Source organism: Pseudomonas sp. R5-89-07, from assembly GCF_003851685.1.
In the GTDB taxonomy this organism is placed as follows: domain Bacteria; phylum Pseudomonadota; class Gammaproteobacteria; order Pseudomonadales; family Pseudomonadaceae; genus Aquipseudomonas.
The window spans coordinates 3,356,671-3,373,917 of record NZ_CP027727.1 but is presented as its reverse complement, the minus strand read 5'-3'; the positions used below and the strand labels follow the sequence as shown (position 1 = coordinate 3,373,917).

Sequence of the window (17,247 nt, the reverse complement as noted above, 5' to 3'; positions counted from 1 at the left end):
CGCCTTGTTCGAGGCGTTGGATGCCTGCAGCGTGCGCGCTTTCTGTCAGGCATTTGTCGTTTATCTCCTTCATCTACTGCCGGCTCCATGCTTACAATCACCTTCTCTCAAAGGGAATCGGTTCCCTGGTTGTCGTTATCGAGGAAGGAAATGGACACCCCAGACATCCTGGTGCTGCAAGCCAGCTATACCAATGCCGTGCACGCCGATGCCATCGGCTCGCTGCTCAACCATTACGCTGAAGACCCAATGGGTGGCGGCCACACCTTGCAAGCCGATCTGTTGCAGCAACTGCCTGCAGAGCTGGCCAAGCGCCCTCACGCCTTCAGTGTGCTGGCGTTCGTCGGGGGTGAGCCGGCGGGGCTGGTCAATTGCTTCGAGGGGTTCTCTACGTTCACGTGTCGGCCGCTGGTCAACGTCCACGATGTGGTGGTGGCCAAACAGTTTCGTGGCTTGGGGTTGAGTCAGAAGATGCTGCAGAAGGTCGAGGAAATCGCCCGTCAGCGCAGTTGCTGCAAGATCACCCTGGAAGTGCTTGAAGGTAACGAGCTGGCGCAGTCGGCGTATCGCAAGTTCGGTTTTGACGATTCGGTATTTGATCCCGCCCACGGCCGTATGTTGTTCTGGAGCAAGGCGCTTTAATAAAAAAGTGAAAAAAAAGGCGCCATTCAATGGCGCCTAATAAACCCTTGCCAAGGGAGCGGAATGGCATGGGGTGTTGCGGATTAACTCAGCGTTAAATCAACTGTTGGGCTGTGCTGAATCGGTAGTAGTGGTTTTAACCGGTTTGCCATCGGCGGATGCAACTTGTTGTTCAGCCTTGCCGTGGGTTTTTTCCTGAATGAAGCTGAAGTTGTTGTAAAACTCCTTCGAGCGCTCTGAACCGCCTTCTGCGAAGGCGGCGGCGGAGGTCAGGGTCATCAGGGTGGCAAGCATCACTGTCGAAAGTTTCATGGCGGTATTCCCGTTAAGAGTGATAGGTATCCGGTCACTCCTTGATCAGATCATGGGGTGACTATGGCGCTAACTTATTAAGTGGGAATTAACTGAATTCAGCTGTGAAGTTAACATTTCTGTTAACTTCACGAGGCAGGGTGTTATAGCCTCCAGTCCAGCGCCAGCGTGATCGAACGTGGGTCGCCCCAATACACACCATTGTAAAAACCGACGCGCTCGTAATATTTTTTATCGAATAAGTTATTGACGTTAATCGACGCCGTAACATGTTCGTCGAACTGATAGCGCGACATCATGTTGACCACGGTGTAGCCCTGTTGCGTGATTTTCTCCCGCGTTGTGACCACTCCGCCCTCGCTGTTGCGCCCTCCCGTGGGGCGGTTGCCGAAGTCATAGATTTCGCTCTGCCAGTTCACCGCGCCGCCCACGGTAAGGTTGCGCCACGCCCCCGGCAGGCGATAGGCGCTGGACAGCTTCAACAGGTTCAACGGTTGACCGGTGTTGCTGCGCGTGCCTGCGCCATTCACCGAATGGGTGTAGGTGTAGCCTGCGGTCAGGTTCCAGTCCGGTGTAATTTCCCCGGCCGCCTCTAGCTCGAACCCTTTCACCTTGTTGCCCTTGCCGCTGGACTTGTAATACTCCTCGCCGGTGACCGGGTTCGGCGGCACCGATTCATCGCGCTCGGCGACGTTGTCCTGGGTGCTCCAGAAATACGCAGCCGCGAGGTTCAGGCGCTCGTTCAGCACGCTGCCCTTGAGCCCCACCTCATAGTTGCTGCCCACGAGGGGTTCGAGGTATTTCCTGTTGGCATCACGGTAATCCTGCGGCTTGAAAATATCGGTGTAGCTTGCATAGACGGTGTACTGCGGTGTGATGTCGTAAAGCAGCCCGGCGTAGGGCGTCCACATATCGTTGTGGGTCTGGCGGGTTTTGCCGGAAGCGGTCAGTTGATCGTTTTCATCGTATTCGGGAGTAGCACTTTCCAGCTCCCAGCTGCCGTAGCGACTGCCCAGTACGGCGTGCAGACGGTCAGTCAGGCTCAGTCGCGTGGCCAGGTAGCCGGCTTTCTGTTGTTTTTTGCTGTGCTCACCCTTGAGGTTGGTGACGTCATCGCTGAACTTGCCGATCCCCCCCATGTGTTTCCAGTCCTCGATGGGGTAGTAGCTGGCGGGCAGGTCGCTGCGCATGAATGGCGAGCTGTCTCGTTGCGCCGCCTCGCCATAGCCCATCATCAGCGCGTGCTCGCGGCCCAGCAGCGCGTAGCTGCCGGCCAGGTTGAGGTCCACGGCTTCCATTCTCGACGTGCCGCGCATATGGCTGGCCCAGGCCGTCATGCCGCTGCGGTCGGCATTGGGGAAACCCGCGCCGCCGTAGTACACCTTGCCGTCGGTATCGCTCTGGCGGTGGGTGTAGGCGGCCTTCAGGTGCCAGTCGCCGCCGAGCCGGTGATCGAGGGTGGCGAAGGTAGTCTTGTCGGTCAGTGGCCAGGAACTCCAGTGCGCCGCCATATTGGTGGAGCGCGGCAGCCTGGCCTTGCCGCCCTGGCTGTTCCAGTAGGGCACGGTGCCCCAGGAAGTGCCTTGCACCTGTTTGTCCTGATAATCAAAGCCTACGGCCAGCACGGTGTCTTCGGAAAGGTCGCCCTCGAGAATGCCGTAGCCCACCGCCCGCTGCAGCGCGTAGTTGTCGCGAAATGACTGGCTGTCACGGTAGGCCAGTACGCTGCGCCCACGCAGTTTGCCGTCGAAGGCCAGCGGGCCACCGACATCGAGGTAGCTGTAGTAGTTGTCATGGGTGGCGCCACTGATCCCGGTTTTCGCCTGCCATTGGGCAGTAGGACGCTTGCGGACCATGTTGACGGTGGCCGAGGGGTCGCCCGCGCCGGTCGTGAGGCCGGTGGCACCGCGAACCACTTCGATGTGGTCGTAGATGATGGTGTCGGCGTCGGACTTCATGTAGCCGAACGTGTTGAGCATCCCGTCAATCTGGAAGTTGTTGATGCCGTAGCCACGAGACGTATAGGCCACGCGGTCCGAATCATAGTGCTGAACATTGACGCCGGTGGTCTGGCGTAACACCTCGGTCAGGGTGTTGAGGTTGAAGTCATCCATCTGCTGGCGCGTGATCACCGAGATCGATTGCGGGGTTTCCTTGATCGACAGGTTCAGGCGGGTGGCGGTGCTCATGGAGCCGGTGGTGTAGGCACCGGTGTGCTCGGTGGTCGCACCCAGGCCTTCGGCGGTGATGCGGGTGGCGCCCAGTTCGAGGGCATTGGCGGGGGTGTGTTCGGGGTCGGTTTCGGCCAGCAGTTCCGGGCTCAGCGCCAGGCTGAACAGGCCAAGGGTGAAAGTGATGGAACGGGTAACGGGCGCGAGCATCGCGGCGAACTCCTTGTCGTCTTTGAGGCCGCCCGGAACGGGCGGGTATGGCTCAAAGACGAAAGGAGGCGCGGAACTTTAGCTTCAAACGAGAATGATTTGTATCTTTATGATGTGGGACACCGGCCTACTTGACCACCACATCGGCACTGTCGGCCTTCTTCGGCTTGATCAAACTGAAGTCGATCAAGGCCTTCTGCTTGGTCTCGTAAGGGTTGCCGATCAGCAGGGGGCGCGGCTTGAAGCTGTCGCTGACCAGGCTTTTGCTGCGGTCCAGTTCATCGAAACTCAGGCCTGCCAGGTCCGCCCAGGTGTGGATCAACTGCGAACTGCTGTAAGGCCGTTGCAGGTCACCGGCAAAGCTCCAGTCGTGGCTTTCGCGCCATTTGGGCGAGGCGTAGGCCATGAACGGAATGGTGTACATCGGCGCGGTTGGCTTGCCTTCGTTACGGCCCAGGGTGTCGTGGCCGGCAGAGTCGAACACATCTTCGCCGTGGTCCGACAGGTACAGCAGGAAGCCGTTGGGGTCAGTCTTGGCGTAGTCTTTGATCAGGCTCGATACCACGAAGTCGTTGTACAGCACCGCGTTGTCGTAGCTGTTATACGTCGGCAACTGTGCATCGCTGACACCCGCCGGCACGCCCTGGCGGTCGGTGAACTTGTCGAACGTCTGCGGATAACGGTACTGGTAGCTCATGTGGGTGCCCAGCAAGTGCACCACGATGAACTTGCGCTCGGCGGTATCGGCCAGGGCCTTGGAAAACGGCGCCAGTACATCGCCGTCGTATTGGCGGGCGTTCTGGTTACGGTTGTTGTTCAGGTACACCTGCTCGTCGGCCTGTTCGGAAAAGGTTGTGAGCATGGTGTTGCGCTTGGTCATGGTCTGCTGGTTGGTGATCCAGAAAGTCTTGTAGCCGGCCTGTTTCATGACACTGACGATGGACGGTGTCTTGAGGTACAGGTCCGGGTTTTCTTCGTCGGCGAAGGTCAGTACCTGCTGCAGCGCCTCGATGGTATAGGGGCGCGGGGTAATCACGTTGTCGAATACCGCCAGTTGGTCGCGCAGCTTGTCCAGTTCCGGCGTGGTGTTACGCGGGTAGCCATAGAGGCTCATGCGCTGGCGGTTGGTGGACTCGCCGATCACCAGTACCAGGGTGGACGGCTGGCCGGCCATGCTGTCCTTGAGGTTTTTCAGCGGTGGAATCTGGCTGGCGCTGGTGAGCATGCCTTGCATGTTGTCCAGCTGTTCGGTGTAACGACGGTAAGCGACGATCATCTGCCAAGGCACGGCCGGTTCGATGCGGGTTTCGAAGCGGTCGATGGCCAATTCCATGGTTTCGCTGGTGGCGATCTGCTTGACCAGTGGGTAGCCAACCACGGCCAGTACGATGGCGATGGCCGCTACGATCGACTGACCGCGAGGCAAGTAGACCGGGCGCAGGCGTGTCCACAGGAAAATCGCAAAGGCGGTGTGGGCGATGAAGGCCAGCACGATCCACCAGGCAAAGTATTGGGTGGCGTATTCGCCCGCTTCAGAGATGTTCGATTCGAACATGATGAAGATGACGCTCTGGGAAAATTCCTGCTGGTAAATAAAGAAATAACCCAGGCTGGCCATGGAGCAGGCCCACAGCACCACGCCGATCAAGGCGGCCAGCAGGCGCGTCTGCCGAGGAAACAGCAACATCGGCGCCAGCCACAGCGCACTCATGAAGAACGCCTGGCGGAAGCCGCTGAAGCCGGACGTGCCGGTCAGTTGGATAAGAAGTTGGGTGATCCCGGAGAAATACCAGAAAAACAGGAATAACCAGCCAAGGCCGGCCCAATCAAAGCCTTTCGCAGTCGTCGTGCTGCGTTTGAACATCGCCATCCAGCGCCCCATCAGAAAATGATCGTCACGCACAGGCGCGCAACATCGGGCCGCTCAGTAAGTGAGCGGCATCGCGGGCGGGAGTATCAAGATGTGTGTGTGAAAACTTTGTGAGTTTTCTGTAGGTATTGCCTGACAAACTCACCAAGCGGTTCAGCAGAGCGCGGGCTTGGCGCCGGACGCCAGTTCAAGCTGGCCTTGCAGGTGTGAACGCAGGCGCAGGACTTCCTGTTGCAACTGATCACGCTCGTCCTTCAACTGGCGCAATTCATCGCGGCGGATGGTGACGTAGAGAGTCTGTGACGGTCGGGACATCTGTGCTGTGCTCATTGCTTACCTCGCAAATAGCCGGTCAATCGCGTTGCGCGAAACGGTTCGCGGCAACAGTCGGAGGTAAGTCTGAATTCTTTTTCGCACCAAGGGAACTTTTTTATTTTTGGTGGTCGTGTGACTTTTCGAGGCGTGATGGTGAAATGATGGCGACTTTTTTGCCATGAAACTACATGGATCCGCTCTGGACTAACCCTCATTAGCCTCATTGCGCTATAAACTATGTCACACATTTTTTAGTAGTTAGGAGCATCAGCACATGCAACTGGGGATTATCGGACTAGGCCGCATGGGCGGTAACATTGCGCGGCGCCTGATGCTCAATGGGCATACCACCGTTGTATATGACCGTAACGAAGCCTTTGTCAAAGGCTTGAGCGAGGAGGGCGCCACTGGCGTCGCTGGCCTGGAGGCCCTGGTGGCCGGGCTGCAGAAACCACGCGCGGTGTGGGTGATGTTGCCAGCCGGCGCGCCTACCGAAGACACCATCAATGAACTGAGTGAACTGCTGGAAAGCGGCGACGTGATCATCGACGGCGGCAACACCAATTACAAGGATGACGTGCGTCGTGGCAAAGCCCTGGCGCAAAAGGGCCTGCACTACGTCGACGTCGGTACTTCCGGCGGCGTATGGGGCCTGGAGCGCGGCTACTGCATGATGATTGGCGGCGACGTGGAAACCGTGCAACGCCTGGACCCGATCTTCAAGAGCCTCGCCCCGGGCCTTGGCAGCATCCCGCGCACCAAGGACCGTTCGGCCTCTGCCGACCCTCGCGCCGAGCAGGGTTACATCCATGCCGGCCCGGCGGGCTCTGGTCACTTCGTCAAGATGATCCATAACGGCATTGAATACGGAATGATGCAGGCATTTGCCGAAGGTTTCGACATCCTCAAGACCAAGAACTCGGAAAACCTGGCGGAAGACCAGCGCTTTGACCTCAACGTCGCCGATATCGCCGAAGTGTGGCGCCGTGGCAGCGTGGTGTCGTCGTGGTTGCTGGACCTGACCGCGGACGCCCTGGCGACCGATCCGAAGCTGGACGGCTATTCCGGTTCCGTGGCGGACAGCGGCGAAGGCCGTTGGACCATCGAAGCGGCCATGGAGCAAGCGGTGCCGGTACCGGTGCTGTCGACCTCATTGTTCGCCCGTTTCCGTTCGCGCCAGCAGAGCACCTACGGCGACAAAATGCTTTCGGCCATGCGCTTCGGCTTTGGCGGCCACGTGGAGACCTCCAAAAAATGACCGCCAACGGCAAGAAACCCAAGGCCGAACCCGCTCCACCCACCACCTTGTTTCTGTTTGGCGCCCATGGCGACCTGGTCAAGCGCCTGCTGATGCCGGCGCTGTACAACCTGAGCCGCGACGGGTTGCTGGGCGATGGCTTGCGCATCGTCGGCGTTGATCACAACGCCATCAGCGACGCTGACTTTGCCAAGAAGCTCGAAGACTTCATTCGCACCGAGGCTGCCAGCAAAGTGCGCGGCAGTGCCGACAATGCGCTGGACCCACAACTGTGGGCCCAGTTGGCCAAGGGCATCAGCTACGTCGAGGGCGACTTCCTCGACGACAGCACCTACGCGGATATCGCGCAGAAAATCGCTGACAGCGGCACCGCCAATGCGGTGTTCTACCTCGCAACGGCGCCGCGCTTCTTCAGTGAAGTGGTGCAGCGCCTGGGCAGTGCCGGGTTGCTCAACGAAACCGAGGAGGGCTTTCGCCGTGTGGTCATCGAGAAACCTTTCGGTTCCGACCTGGCGACCGCCGAAGCGCTGAACGCGTGCCTGCTCAAGGTGATGAGCGAGAAACAGATCTATCGCATCGACCATTACCTGGGCAAGGAAACGGTGCAGAACATCCTCATCAGCCGTTTCTCCAACGTGCTGTTCGAAGCGTTCTGGAACAATCATTACATCGATCACGTGCAAATCACCGCGGCCGAGACGGTCGGTGTGGAAACCCGGGGCAATTTCTTCGAAAAAACCGGCACCCTGCGGGACATGGTGCCCAACCACCTGTTCCAGTTGCTGGCCATGGTCGCCATGGAACCACCGGCCGCCTTCGGTGCCGACGCGGTGCGCGGTGAGAAGGCCAAGGTGGTGGGGGCCATTCGGCCCTGGTCCCTGGAAGATGCACGGGCCAACTCCGTGCGCGGCCAGTACACCGCTGGTGAAATCGGCGGCAAGTCGCTGCCGGGTTACCGTGAAGAAGCCAACGTCGCGCCCGACAGCAGCACCGAGACCTTCGTCGCGCTGAAGGTGATGATCGACAACTGGCGCTGGGTCGGCGTGCCGTTTTACTTGCGTACGGGCAAGCGCATGAGCATTCGCGACACTGAGATCGTGATCTGCTTCAAGCACGCACCTTACGCACAATTTCGCGACACCGAAGTCGATGAACTCAAGCCCACTTACCTCAAGATCCAGATCCAGCCGAACGAAGGCATGTGGTTCGACCTGCTGGCCAAGAAGCCCGGGCCAACCTTGGAGATGGCCAATATCGAGTTGGGGTTCGACTACAAGGACTTCTTCGAGATGCAGCCGTCGACGGGTTACGAAACGCTGATCTACGACTGCATGACCGGCGATCAGACCCTGTTCCAGCGCGCCGACAACATCGAGAACGGTTGGCGTGCCGTGCAGCCGTTCCTAGATGCCTGGAAAGAAGATGACGGTATACAGGCCTACAAGGCCGGCGAAGATGGCCCTGCGGCGGCTGATGCGCTGCTGGCCCGTGATGGCCGCACCTGGCACAGCCTCGGATGAGTGATGCCGCGATTCATCCCATCCGTTTTATCCTCAGTGACGTGGACGGCACCTTGCTGCACCCGGATCACAGCCTGAGCCAGCGCACGGCCGATGCGGTAAGCGCGTTGCGTGAGGCCGGGGTGTTTTTCAGCCTGGCCAGCGGGCGCCCGCCCAAGGCCATGTTGCACCTGATCGAGACCTTCGGCATCGACGTGCCGGTGGCGGGCTTTAACGGCGGCACGTTGATCAACCCGGATGGCAGCATCCTGGTGGCCCACCACCTGCCGGCGGAAGCCGCGTTGGTCACGCTGGCGCTGTTTTCGGCCGAGCCGGACGTGGAGGTCTGGGTGTTCGCCGACGGCGACTGGCTGCGCCGTGACCCGCCTGGGCCGATGGTGCAGCGCGAAGCCGATGGACTGGGCTATGGGCCGGTGGTGGTGGACAGTTTCGAGCCGTACCTGGACCGGGTCGACAAGATCGTCGCCGCCAGCAACAACACACAGTTGCTGGTGGAGCTGGAGGCGCAGTTGCAGCCCAAGGTGAAGGGCTTGGCGCAAGTGTCGCGTTCGCAGCCGGTTTACCTGGACGTGACCGCCATGCTGGCAAATAAGGGCGAGGCCTTGAAGACCATCGCGACTCATCTTGGGGTGCCGCTTGCGCAAACGGCGGCCATTGGTGACGGTGGCAACGACCCGGCGATGTTTCATGTGGCCGGTTTGTCGATCGCCATGGGCCAGGCGGAAGAAACCGTCAAGCGTCAGGCCAGCGTGGTCACCGGCAGTAATGTCGAGGACGGCGCCGCCGAAGCGTTCGAACGGTTTATTCTTGCTGCACGTTAAGTAAGTTCAACTTCCGATCACTGTCGTGCAGTGGTCGGAAGTTGCAGGGCCGACTTACTTGGGCATTGCCCACTGCTGCAATTGGTAGCCGTCTTTATCGAGCTCGGCCCGCGCCTGCAGCAACAAGTTTTCCAGTTGCGCCGGGTCGGTGTAAGTGTTCGAGGACAGCTGTTTGCGGCCGATACGGGTATTGGTGCGATCGATGACGCTCAGGCTGAGGTCGCCATTGCCATCGTGCCAGGCCACGCACTGAAAGGGCTGGAAAGCGCGGTCTGCAATCAAAAGAGCTTCGTTGATGCGCAGCGGAGCGTTCATGTGGGTCGTCTCTCTCTATGCCCATTCAAGTGAGTACCGGCGGTTGGGCTGACCGTGCGGTGGGTTACTTGTACTGATGCACGATGGTGGGGTGCGGGTCACATGCTAGAGCGAGAAATTTTAACGTTCCCTGACTGACGTCATGTAAGCGGCTGTTTTAAAAGCTGAACCCAGGCGATAACGTTTCAAAGATAGGTGGCTTTTTGCCCGCAGTTATAGCGAATGGGTACAAGGGTCGCGTCAGGATTTTGCTAAGGTTCCTGTCAGTCATCCCAAACTGTTGTTTCTAATAACGTTAATGTTCTGACGCCAAGGAATATTCATGATCGTGCCCTCCGTCCAACGCCGCTTGCTGGTGGTAGACCCGTGTGCGGATTGCCATGGGTTGCTACCCGGCTTACGCACGGTCGGATGGGAAGTGGACAGTTGTGCGCTGGAAGCGGTGGGCGACCGTTCCTGCGACGTCGGCCTGCTGCGGTTGCAACCCTGCCATCTGGAACGTCCCGAAGCGGTCAAGGAGCTGATCGGCCGCAGCGGCACCGAGTGGATCGCGGTACTCAGCCAGGATGTATTGCGCCTGCAGAACGTTGGCGATTTTGTCTGCGAATGGTTCTTTGACTTTCATACCTTGCCGTTCGACGTGTCGCGGGTGCAGGTCACCCTGGGACGCGCCTTTGGCATGGCGCGCCTGCGCGGTAAAGGCCACACCCCAGTAGATGGGCCCGGGGATGAACTACTGGGCGACAGCCGCCCCATCCGTGAACTGCGTAAGTTGTTGTCGAAGTTGGCGCCGACAGAGTCCCCGGTGCTGATTCGTGGGGACAGTGGCACCGGCAAGGAACTCGTCGCCAAGACGTTGCACCGCCAGTCCCAGCGGCACGCCAAGCCGTTCGTGGCGATCAACTGCGGGGCGATTCCAGAGCACCTGATCCAGTCGGAACTCTTCGGCCATGAAAAGGGCGCCTTCACCGGGGCGCATCAGCGCAAGGTCGGACGTATCGAGGCCGCCCACGGTGGCACACTGTTCCTCGATGAAATCGGCGATCTACCGATGGAACTCCAAGCCAATTTGTTGCGGTTTCTTCAGGAAAAACAGATCGAGCGCGTCGGCGGCAGCCAGCCCATCCCGGTGGATGTGCGGGTGCTGGCGGCTACCCACGTTGACCTTGAGACCGCCGTCGAGAAGGGCACCTTTCGTGAAGACCTGTATTACCGTCTGAACGTCCTGCAAGTTGTCACGGCGCCGTTGCGCGAGCGACATGGTGACGTGGCGATGCTGGCCAACCATTTTTCACGCTTCTATAGCCAGGAAACCGGCCGCCGCCCGCGCAGCTTCAGCGAAGGGGCCTTGGTGGCAATGGGGCAACACCCGTGGCCGGGCAATGTGCGTGAATTGGCCAACCGCGTGCGCCGTGGTTTGGTGTTGGCCGAAGGGCGTCAGATCGAAGCGGTCGACCTGGGGCTGCAGGGCGAGCAGGCGGTTTCGCCACCGATGGCTACATTGGAAGATTACAAACACCGCGCCGAACGCCAGGCGTTGTGCGATGTGCTCGACCGGCACAGTGATAACCTGAGCGTCGCGGCGCGTGCACTGGGCATTTCCCGGCCGACATTCTACCGGTTGCTGCACAAACACCAGATCCGCTAGGGCGGGGGGGGGGAGAGGGCTTGTACCCGATGGCATTGTGTCAGTCAGCCAGTCTGTGACTGATATACCGCCATCGGGGGCAAGCCCCCTCCCACAAGTCCGCATTTCAATTAGAAGTAATACGGAAATTTCAGGCTGAAGGTAAAGTCCGGCGCATCGTCGGTCATCCCGATCGCCAGGTTCGGCACGATGGTCAGGTTATCCGATGCGGCAATCGTCATGCCCACGTTGAAGTAGCCGGCGTTGGCATCGCTGGAGACCACCGACTGCCAGTCGCCGCCGTCCGGCTTGAGCTTGCTTTTACGCTGCACCAGGTCCGACACCGAGAACGACATACTCATCTTCTCGTTGAGCGCGAACGCAACGCCCAGGCCGACCTGGAAGCTGTCGCCCAGGCGCACCTTGCCTCCCACCTTCTGGTTGACTTCGCTGCTGATGTCATCGAACGAGTCTTCGAAGTTGTGGGTGTACGACAGCGAGCCGAACAACACCGCAGGGTCGAAGGTCTTGACCAGCGAAATGCCCGGCGTGATCGACCAGACGCCGTTGCCCGTCGGCAGGCTTTCCGGCAGGTAGAGGTTGTCGTTGTTGGGCTGCTTGACCAGCTTGATGCCAAACGGCTCTTTACCCGTTGGCGCCTTTACCCGTACCGACACCACCGCATCCGGCAGGGTGGGGGTTTCATCGAGAAATTTGTAGGCCACGCCGAAGTTGACGTCACCGATGGTGGGGTCGCGGGTGACGGAGCCTTCCGAGGTCGCCGTGGCGTCGTTGCCGGCGCCGGCGGACTGGTAGGTCGAGTCGCGATAGACCACCGGCACGTTCAGGTCAAACTGCCAGCGATTGTCGACGTTGTAGCGCCCGGTCAGGTCAAGGGTCCAGCTGTCGGACTTGATCCGGTCCAGGTTGATGTTGCCGAGGAAGATCGAGTCCAGTGCCAGGAAGCCATTGAGGGTCAACTGGCGGGCGTCATAACGGGCATAGGTGACGCCGGTTTCGAAGCTGAACTTGCCATTGCCGAAAAAGCCGCTGGCTTCGTTGTAGAGGTTGCTCACGCTTTGCGCCGGCGCGGAATCATCCTTGAGCGACTGGCCGTAGGAACTGCCGCCGCCGCCCGCACCACCCGATGCCGCCGCCGCGCCCGTGCCGGCGACCACGGTACCGCCTTTCTTGAAGTCGGCGGGGGATTTGGCCAGGCGCCTGGGCGCTGGCGCCGCCGGTTGGTCTTCCACCTGGCGAACACGTTGTTCCAATACGGCAAGGGCTTTTTGCTGCACCTCGTAGCGTTGCTTGAGTTCCAGGAGTTCCTGCTTGAGGGTGTCGATATCGGCATCCGGTGCGGCATACAACACGGATGCGGGCAATAGCGTACTGAGACAGACCACCGCGCGGAGCGATAACGATCGATGCATGAAATAAGCCGTCCTTTTCTAATGCGTAAGTGTCGAGGGTCAGCGTAGTTCAATAACCGAGGGTGCGTAGGCCTTTGAGTTGATCCAGGTTGCAGTTCAACGCGCCGTTGTTCAAACCGTTATTGTTCATCACGACATTGAGCTGGGTCAGGTTGTTGACGAAGTTGCTATTGCCCGTCAAAACCGTGCCTTGCAGCACATTCCCGGTGCCGATCTGCTGCAGGCTGTTGCCCTGGTTGTGGTTGGCCTGGATCGCCATCTGCAGGCCGCCATTGTTGGCCGACACACTGACATGGCCTGCCGGGCTGTCGCCGGTGACCGTGCCACCGGCCACCAGTACTTGCCCGGATTGCACGAGGTTGGCAGGCGCTAAGCCGTCCTGCGTGACGTTGATGCCTACGGTGTTGTGGGCAGTGTTGCCGTCGCCGGCGGTGCGCACGCTTTGCACCACGCCCTGGCCAGTGCCAAGGCCAGCGCCGCCGATCACGTTGCCGGCCCCGGTGTTCTGGTTGCTTCCGGCCCCCGCCGAGCCAGTGGTTTGCACGTAGAACTGTGGCGTGATGGTGGCCTTGTCGAGCTGCAGGCTGGCCTTGCCGGTGATGCTGTCACCCACGGCATTGGTCCAGGTGCTGCTCATGACAATGCCGAAGCTGATGATTCGCCCCGGCATCACATAGCGGCCGCGCAGCTCGGCCATTTCCGAATCCTTGAGTTCGATCGGTTTGAAACCCGATGAAGCATAAGCGGGCATCGAGGCTGCCAGACACAAAACCGTCAGCCAACGGGAAGTGTTCATCTTTTGCTCCTGGAGCGTCCTGCCCCTTATTGCGCTTCTAGAAGAAGTCGCTCTGGATAAAACCGAAATCCATCAGCTCGGCGTCGCCTACGGGCCTGAACTCGTTCATCTGGTTCTTGGCGGTCAGCGGTGCGGGTGGGTCGAGCAACACGTTGGTCTTGTCGTAGCCTTCACCCAATACGGCGAACACGATGCCATTCCAGCCCTTGACGAAATCATCCCGCGAATAGCGCTTATGGCCCAGCACCGGGTCACCGATATACACCCAGTCCTTGTCGGCCCGCTGCATCACCACGAAGTGCTTGTAGCCGCGGATTTCCAGCAGCACCACGACGGGGATTTTCACGGTCGTCAGGGTGTCAGGGGCGATCTTGTAGCCCCGGGCGCGCATGCCGATGCTTTCGAGGTAGCGCTTCATGTCCAGCATGGAAAAACCCTGGGTACGCACCAGGTCCTGGTCGGCGGTGACCAGCATGCCTTTGATGATGTGTTCTTCGTCGACGTCCAGCCAATAGGCCTGGCGCAGGATGGTGGCGAGTGCCGCGGCACCACAACTGAAATCGGTTTTCTGTTCCACCAGGTTGGCGAACCGGCGTTCACGAATGCTCTCGACCTTCTTGAAGATCACTGCACCGCCGGGCATGGCAGAGATTGCCATGGTGCCTGCCCAAGTGGTGCCGGTGAGCAACATAAGAAGGGTGAGGGTCGCGATGCGCATGATCGAATGACCTGCTGGACACTGGAATAAAAAAGGGCCTTGTTGCCAAGGCCCCGTTGGATCAGAAGCGCACGCCACTGGCGCAGACGCTGCAACCTTGACCGATCGACAGGCTGTTGCTGCCTTGGTTGCCCGCACCGGATTGCAGGTTCACACCTACGTTACCGGAGTTGCGGTTAACCGAATTGTCGAGGCTTGAGTTGTTGGACACGTATTGAGGTTTGCCATAACCATGGCTGCTTGTGGCGGTATTGAGGTAGCTGTTATTGAGCGAGTTCTGCTCGGTATTGGAGGCCGCTGCGATGTTTTTGCCGTCAGCGGTGGTGATTGCCAGGTTATTTTTACCCTGGTTGCCTTGACCGGCCTGGCCGTTGTAACCCACGTTACCGGAGTTGCCGTTGACCGAGTTGTCCAGGGAGGCATTGTTTTGCGTGCCTTTGTTGACGAAGTTGTTGTGAGTGCTGCCCTGATCCACATCGATCACCGCGAACACCGTGGCAAAGTCGCCCTTGGCACTGGAGATGGCACCGGCGTTATCCGCCTGGTTGCCGGAGCCCGACTGCACGTTGACCCCTACGTTACCGCTGTTGCCGGTTACCGAACCGTCAGCAGAGGCATTGTTTTCAGTATTGGTGTCGTCGAATTTGTTGTGTTCGCTTTTTTGTACATCCGTGACCACAGCAGCAACCGTACCGGTAGGTTGCGGCGCTGGATGCCAGCCTCCGCCTGCTTGAGCGGCGGCAGCCATGAGTGCGGCGAGCGCGAAAACCATTGGTTTCAGAGCCATTTGAGGTTTCATGGTGTTTCTCCTTGCTTCTAATTAGTTGGGTTAAGTGTTGGTACGGTCCAGCCAGTGCTACCAAGCGTTTACTTGATAGTGATGCCCAGGGTGTTAGCCACTCGGTTCCCCACCCCGGCACTCTGGTTCACCTGAATCACTCCTCGGCTGCCGGTGAAGGCCTGGTCGCTGGTCACGACCTGGCGGCTGCCAGTGGTGGGGGTGAGCCCTGAGTCGGTCAACTGCGTCGTGTTCTGTTGCAACAGGACGCTGTCATCGATGCTTTGCGGACCAGGATTGAGGCTGATCCGCACGGCGTTGATCGATTGATTATTGGCCCCGGCCGACTGGTTGATGCCCAGTACGCCGTTGCCGTTGGTAAAAGAGGTGCCCAGGATCGCCGCCTTGGCGTTCAAGGACGGGTCGACGTTGCCGTCGAGTTTCTGAATGTTGAGGTTGGTCGCCTGGCCGCCGAGAGCGATGGCGCGGCTGTTGGACATTTGTTGCTGGGTACCGGCGGCCTGGTTGATCGACAGCACGCCCTGGTACTGTGTGCCGCTGTTGTCGACCACGGCGGAGTCGTCAGCCATTGTCGACGCGCTGCCCAGCAGCGCTAATATCCACACCAAGTGCTTCATCACTTGCCCCCCATCATGCTGCCGAGGTTGTTCAGGGGGGTCATGCCGCGCTGGATCGAATCACTGATCTGCCCACCCATCCCGCTGCCTGCTCCGTGGCCGGCGGCTGCGCCGGTGCCGAGGGTCGACATGCCGTTTTGCGTGGCGCTCAAGCCCGACGGATTGCCGCTGGGCTGGACGGAACGCGCAAGGCTCGAACCGCTGCGGATACCGCCGATGTCCACATCGCTGAGTTCACCGGAGATGGCGCTGATGACCTCTTTGCTGGGATTGGCATTGGCGGTGTTGGGGTAAGGGTCAGGGAGGGAGGTGCGCCCGTACATATGACCTTGCACGACACGCCCTGTCACGATCACACCGTCACCCGCCTGGCTCGGCAGGCTGATGCCGGCACTGAGCACGCAACTGATCAGCAGTGCGTTTATCGAGGCATGAGTGAGTGTGTTCACGGCGGCAGTCCTTATTATTCACGCTGACCCTAAACAGCGTTGTCAGGGACAGAGCAGAAGGCGTGCCGCTTTTGTTTTTTCTTGTTAATTCATGGTGTTGCCAATTGCGCTGGAGGGTGAGCCGGTTGTGGTGTTTCAGGCATGAGACAGTTGCGATCCTGCGCGATATGCCCGGCCGCTCGCGCCAGTTGTATCACTGATGAAACAGTGCCCATGACAAAACCATGAATCCGCACCCGCCGGGCGATTCAAGACACTTGGGTGTTTCAGAAATGGACAGTTGACGCTGCAGGCGCGCGTTCAGCCCTTGGGTGCTTTACGCGGGATGGAGTTGAGGACAGGGTTGCCGTCCTGGTTCTGGGTCAGGTAGACCGGCAGCACCTTGGGCAAGGAAGGGATGAGGTTGTTGACTTCACTGAGGTTATAAATCCCGCCAATGCGAATGGTCCCGGTGCCCGCGTCCGCCAGCATCGCGGGTTTGTCCAGGTAGCGGTTGATCAGCGGCAAGGCGTCGGCCAGGGCCAGGTTGTCGAGCACCAGTTTACCCGTGCGCCAGGCCAGCGCTGCGTCATTGGGCTGGATCGAGGCCACTCGTGGGGTGGCGTCGCCGCGCTGGTAACTGGCCTGCATGCCTGGGGTAAGCGGCACGCTGCCATGCACCGAGTCGCTGGCGATCTGCACCGAACCTTCGAGCAACATCACCCGAACCTGGTCTTCATACGTCCAGACATTGAACTGGGTGCCCGTCACCCGCACCTGCCCGTCGCCAGCCTGCACGATAAACGGATGATCGCTGTCATGAGTGACCTTGAAAAACGCTTCACCTTTTTTCAATTTGACTTGGCGTCTGTCTTTGTAAGCGCTGTAGACCAGTTCGGTGCCCAGGTTCAATTCCACCTGGCTGCCATCACCGAGGGTGACGCTGCGCAAGCCGTTGACTGCCTGGAAATGCTTATAGGAACTGGGCAACCAGCCGGCCTCCCAGCCAGTGAAGGCGGCCAGCGGTAACGCGGCGAGGCAAATGGTGGCTGCGACCGCGTAGGTTCGCCAGCGCGGGCGTGGCCTGGACGCCAAAACGACCGGCGCCGGCGTGCTGCGCGGCAGATGATCGGCCACGTCCCAGATTTCCAGCATTGCTGCATACTCAAAGGCGTGCAGCGGATGAGCATCGTGCCAGTGGGTAAAGGCCTGGCGCTCCGCCATCGTGCAGTCGCTCGCATGCATGCGCATGCACCAATGCGCGGCCGCATCGGTGATGGCGTCATACTCGGCTTCGGAAATGGGCTGGTCGGTCATTAACACATCCTGATTTGCGCCATTCTAACCTCCCAGGCAGGACGGCGAGAACCGCCATCGTGGCAAATGCGCATCAAT

Annotated in this window: 17 protein-coding genes; 5 read left to right on the top strand and 12 right to left on the bottom strand. The window is 59.6% G+C overall.

Annotated features, from left to right (window positions below; all coding sequences use genetic code 11):
- The first annotated feature begins 150 nt into the window (after window positions 1-150).
- The gene (locus C4J94_RS15420) at window positions 151-642 is read left to right on the top strand and encodes a GNAT family N-acetyltransferase (protein WP_124386972.1); all 492 of its coding nucleotides are present in this window, start codon (window positions 151-153) and stop codon (window positions 640-642) included.
- Between the two features lie 99 nt (window positions 643-741).
- On the opposite strand, the gene C4J94_RS15415 is transcribed toward C4J94_RS15420, so the two are convergent.
- The 4 genes from C4J94_RS15415 to C4J94_RS27640 all read right to left on the bottom strand — a co-directional run bounded on the left by C4J94_RS15415 (window position 742) and on the right by C4J94_RS27640 (window position 5,535).
- Window positions 742-954 carry a hypothetical protein gene (locus C4J94_RS15415; protein ID WP_124386971.1) on the bottom strand — a complete coding sequence of 71 codons (213 nt, stop codon included), beginning with the start codon at window positions 952-954 and terminating at the stop codon, window positions 742-744.
- A gap of 143 nt (window positions 955-1,097) precedes the next feature.
- A complete protein-coding gene (locus C4J94_RS15410; RefSeq protein ID WP_124386970.1) occupies window positions 1,098-3,335 on the bottom strand; it encodes a TonB-dependent siderophore receptor in 2,238 nt (745 codons plus the stop codon).
- Between the two features lie 127 nt (window positions 3,336-3,462).
- A complete protein-coding gene (locus tag C4J94_RS15405; RefSeq protein ID WP_124386969.1) occupies window positions 3,463-5,205 on the bottom strand; it encodes a phosphoethanolamine transferase CptA in 1,743 nt (580 codons plus the stop codon).
- Between the two features lie 153 nt (window positions 5,206-5,358).
- Complete coding sequence (locus C4J94_RS27640; RefSeq protein ID WP_256657530.1) at window positions 5,359-5,535, bottom strand: DUF6026 family protein; 177 nt, start codon at window positions 5,533-5,535, stop codon at window positions 5,359-5,361.
- A gap of 259 nt (window positions 5,536-5,794) precedes the next feature.
- On the opposite strand from C4J94_RS27640, the gene gnd reads away from it, so the two are divergent.
- The 3 genes from gnd to C4J94_RS15390 are packed head-to-tail and all read left to right on the top strand — an operon-like array spanning window position 5,795 to window position 9,119.
- Window positions 5,795-6,778, top strand: a complete 984-nt coding sequence (gnd, locus tag C4J94_RS15400; protein WP_124386968.1) for a phosphogluconate dehydrogenase (NAD(+)-dependent, decarboxylating) — start codon at window positions 5,795-5,797, stop codon at window positions 6,776-6,778.
- Window positions 6,775-8,298 carry a glucose-6-phosphate dehydrogenase gene (gene zwf, locus C4J94_RS15395; RefSeq protein WP_124386967.1) on the top strand — a complete coding sequence of 508 codons (1,524 nt, stop codon included), beginning with the start codon at window positions 6,775-6,777 and terminating at the stop codon, window positions 8,296-8,298. The genes gnd and zwf overlap by 4 nt, the downstream gene beginning before the upstream one ends.
- The gene (locus C4J94_RS15390; RefSeq protein ID WP_124386966.1) at window positions 8,295-9,119 is read left to right on the top strand and encodes an HAD family hydrolase; all 825 of its coding nucleotides are present in this window, start codon (window positions 8,295-8,297) and stop codon (window positions 9,117-9,119) included. The genes zwf and C4J94_RS15390 overlap by 4 nt, the downstream gene beginning before the upstream one ends.
- Before the next feature lie 54 nt (window positions 9,120-9,173).
- On the opposite strand, the gene C4J94_RS15385 is transcribed toward C4J94_RS15390, so the two are convergent.
- The gene (locus tag C4J94_RS15385; protein WP_124386965.1) at window positions 9,174-9,434 is read right to left on the bottom strand and encodes a hypothetical protein; all 261 of its coding nucleotides are present in this window, start codon (window positions 9,432-9,434) and stop codon (window positions 9,174-9,176) included.
- Between the two features lie 322 nt (window positions 9,435-9,756).
- On the opposite strand from C4J94_RS15385, the gene C4J94_RS15380 reads away from it, so the two are divergent.
- On the top strand, window positions 9,757-11,082 hold the full coding sequence (locus C4J94_RS15380; protein WP_124386964.1) for a sigma-54 dependent transcriptional regulator: 1,326 nt from the start codon (window positions 9,757-9,759) through the stop codon (window positions 11,080-11,082).
- A gap of 110 nt (window positions 11,083-11,192) precedes the next feature.
- On the opposite strand, the gene C4J94_RS15375 is transcribed toward C4J94_RS15380, so the two are convergent.
- The 7 genes from C4J94_RS15375 to C4J94_RS15345 form a co-directional block, all read right to left on the bottom strand.
- Window positions 11,193-12,494 carry an autotransporter outer membrane beta-barrel domain-containing protein gene (locus C4J94_RS15375; RefSeq protein WP_124386963.1) on the bottom strand — a complete coding sequence of 434 codons (1,302 nt, stop codon included), beginning with the start codon at window positions 12,492-12,494 and terminating at the stop codon, window positions 11,193-11,195.
- Window positions 12,495-12,543: 49 nt separating this feature from the next.
- Entirely contained in the window at window positions 12,544-13,290 is a 747-nt protein-coding gene (locus C4J94_RS15370) for a hypothetical protein (RefSeq protein ID WP_124386962.1), read from the bottom strand.
- A 37-nt stretch (window positions 13,291-13,327) separates the two neighbouring features.
- Window positions 13,328-14,008, bottom strand: a complete 681-nt coding sequence (locus C4J94_RS15365) for a C39 family peptidase (protein WP_124386961.1) — start codon at window positions 14,006-14,008, stop codon at window positions 13,328-13,330.
- 61 nt (window positions 14,009-14,069) lie between these two features.
- A complete protein-coding gene (locus tag C4J94_RS15360; RefSeq protein ID WP_124386960.1) occupies window positions 14,070-14,807 on the bottom strand; it encodes a hypothetical protein in 738 nt (245 codons plus the stop codon).
- A 68-nt stretch (window positions 14,808-14,875) separates the two neighbouring features.
- The gene (locus C4J94_RS15355) at window positions 14,876-15,424 is read right to left on the bottom strand and encodes an adhesin (protein WP_124386959.1); all 549 of its coding nucleotides are present in this window, start codon (window positions 15,422-15,424) and stop codon (window positions 14,876-14,878) included.
- On the bottom strand, window positions 15,424-15,873 hold the full coding sequence (locus C4J94_RS15350) for a hypothetical protein (protein ID WP_124386958.1): 450 nt from the start codon (window positions 15,871-15,873) through the stop codon (window positions 15,424-15,426). Before C4J94_RS15350 ends, C4J94_RS15355 begins: the two co-directional genes overlap by 1 nt.
- Window positions 15,874-16,173: 300 nt before the next feature.
- Window positions 16,174-17,169 (bottom strand): FecR family protein, encoded by a 996-nt coding sequence (locus C4J94_RS15345; RefSeq protein WP_124386957.1) that lies wholly within the window; start codon window positions 17,167-17,169, stop codon window positions 16,174-16,176.
- Window positions 17,170-17,247 lie beyond the last annotated feature (78 nt).

Excerpts from the sequence above, each read along its gene's own strand:
- C4J94_RS15420 (WP_124386972.1), top strand. The coding sequence starts at position 151 with ATGGACACCCCAGACATCCTGGTGCTGCAAGCCAGCTATACCAATGCC.
- C4J94_RS15415 (WP_124386971.1), bottom strand. The coding sequence starts at position 954 with ATGAAACTTTCGACAGTGATGCTTGCCACCCTGATGACCCTGACCTCC.
- C4J94_RS15410 (WP_124386970.1), bottom strand. The coding sequence starts at position 3,335 with ATGCTCGCGCCCGTTACCCGTTCCATCACTTTCACCCTTGGCCTGTTC.
- C4J94_RS15405 (WP_124386969.1), bottom strand. The coding sequence starts at position 5,205 with ATGGCGATGTTCAAACGCAGCACGACGACTGCGAAAGGCTTTGATTGG.
- C4J94_RS27640 (WP_256657530.1), bottom strand. The coding sequence starts at position 5,535 with ATGAGCACAGCACAGATGTCCCGACCGTCACAGACTCTCTACGTCACC.
- gnd (WP_124386968.1), top strand. The coding sequence starts at position 5,795 with ATGCAACTGGGGATTATCGGACTAGGCCGCATGGGCGGTAACATTGCG.
- zwf (WP_124386967.1), top strand. The coding sequence starts at position 6,775 with ATGACCGCCAACGGCAAGAAACCCAAGGCCGAACCCGCTCCACCCACC.
- C4J94_RS15390 (WP_124386966.1), top strand. The coding sequence starts at position 8,295 with ATGAGTGATGCCGCGATTCATCCCATCCGTTTTATCCTCAGTGACGTG.
- C4J94_RS15385 (WP_124386965.1), bottom strand. The coding sequence starts at position 9,434 with ATGAACGCTCCGCTGCGCATCAACGAAGCTCTTTTGATTGCAGACCGC.
- C4J94_RS15380 (WP_124386964.1), top strand. The coding sequence starts at position 9,757 with ATGATCGTGCCCTCCGTCCAACGCCGCTTGCTGGTGGTAGACCCGTGT.
- C4J94_RS15375 (WP_124386963.1), bottom strand. The coding sequence starts at position 12,494 with ATGCATCGATCGTTATCGCTCCGCGCGGTGGTCTGTCTCAGTACGCTA.
- C4J94_RS15370 (WP_124386962.1), bottom strand. The coding sequence starts at position 13,290 with ATGAACACTTCCCGTTGGCTGACGGTTTTGTGTCTGGCAGCCTCGATG.
- C4J94_RS15365 (WP_124386961.1), bottom strand. The coding sequence starts at position 14,008 with ATGCGCATCGCGACCCTCACCCTTCTTATGTTGCTCACCGGCACCACT.
- C4J94_RS15360 (WP_124386960.1), bottom strand. The coding sequence starts at position 14,807 with ATGAAACCTCAAATGGCTCTGAAACCAATGGTTTTCGCGCTCGCCGCA.
- C4J94_RS15355 (WP_124386959.1), bottom strand. The coding sequence starts at position 15,424 with ATGAAGCACTTGGTGTGGATATTAGCGCTGCTGGGCAGCGCGTCGACA.
- C4J94_RS15345 (WP_124386957.1), bottom strand. The coding sequence starts at position 17,169 with ATGACCGACCAGCCCATTTCCGAAGCCGAGTATGACGCCATCACCGAT.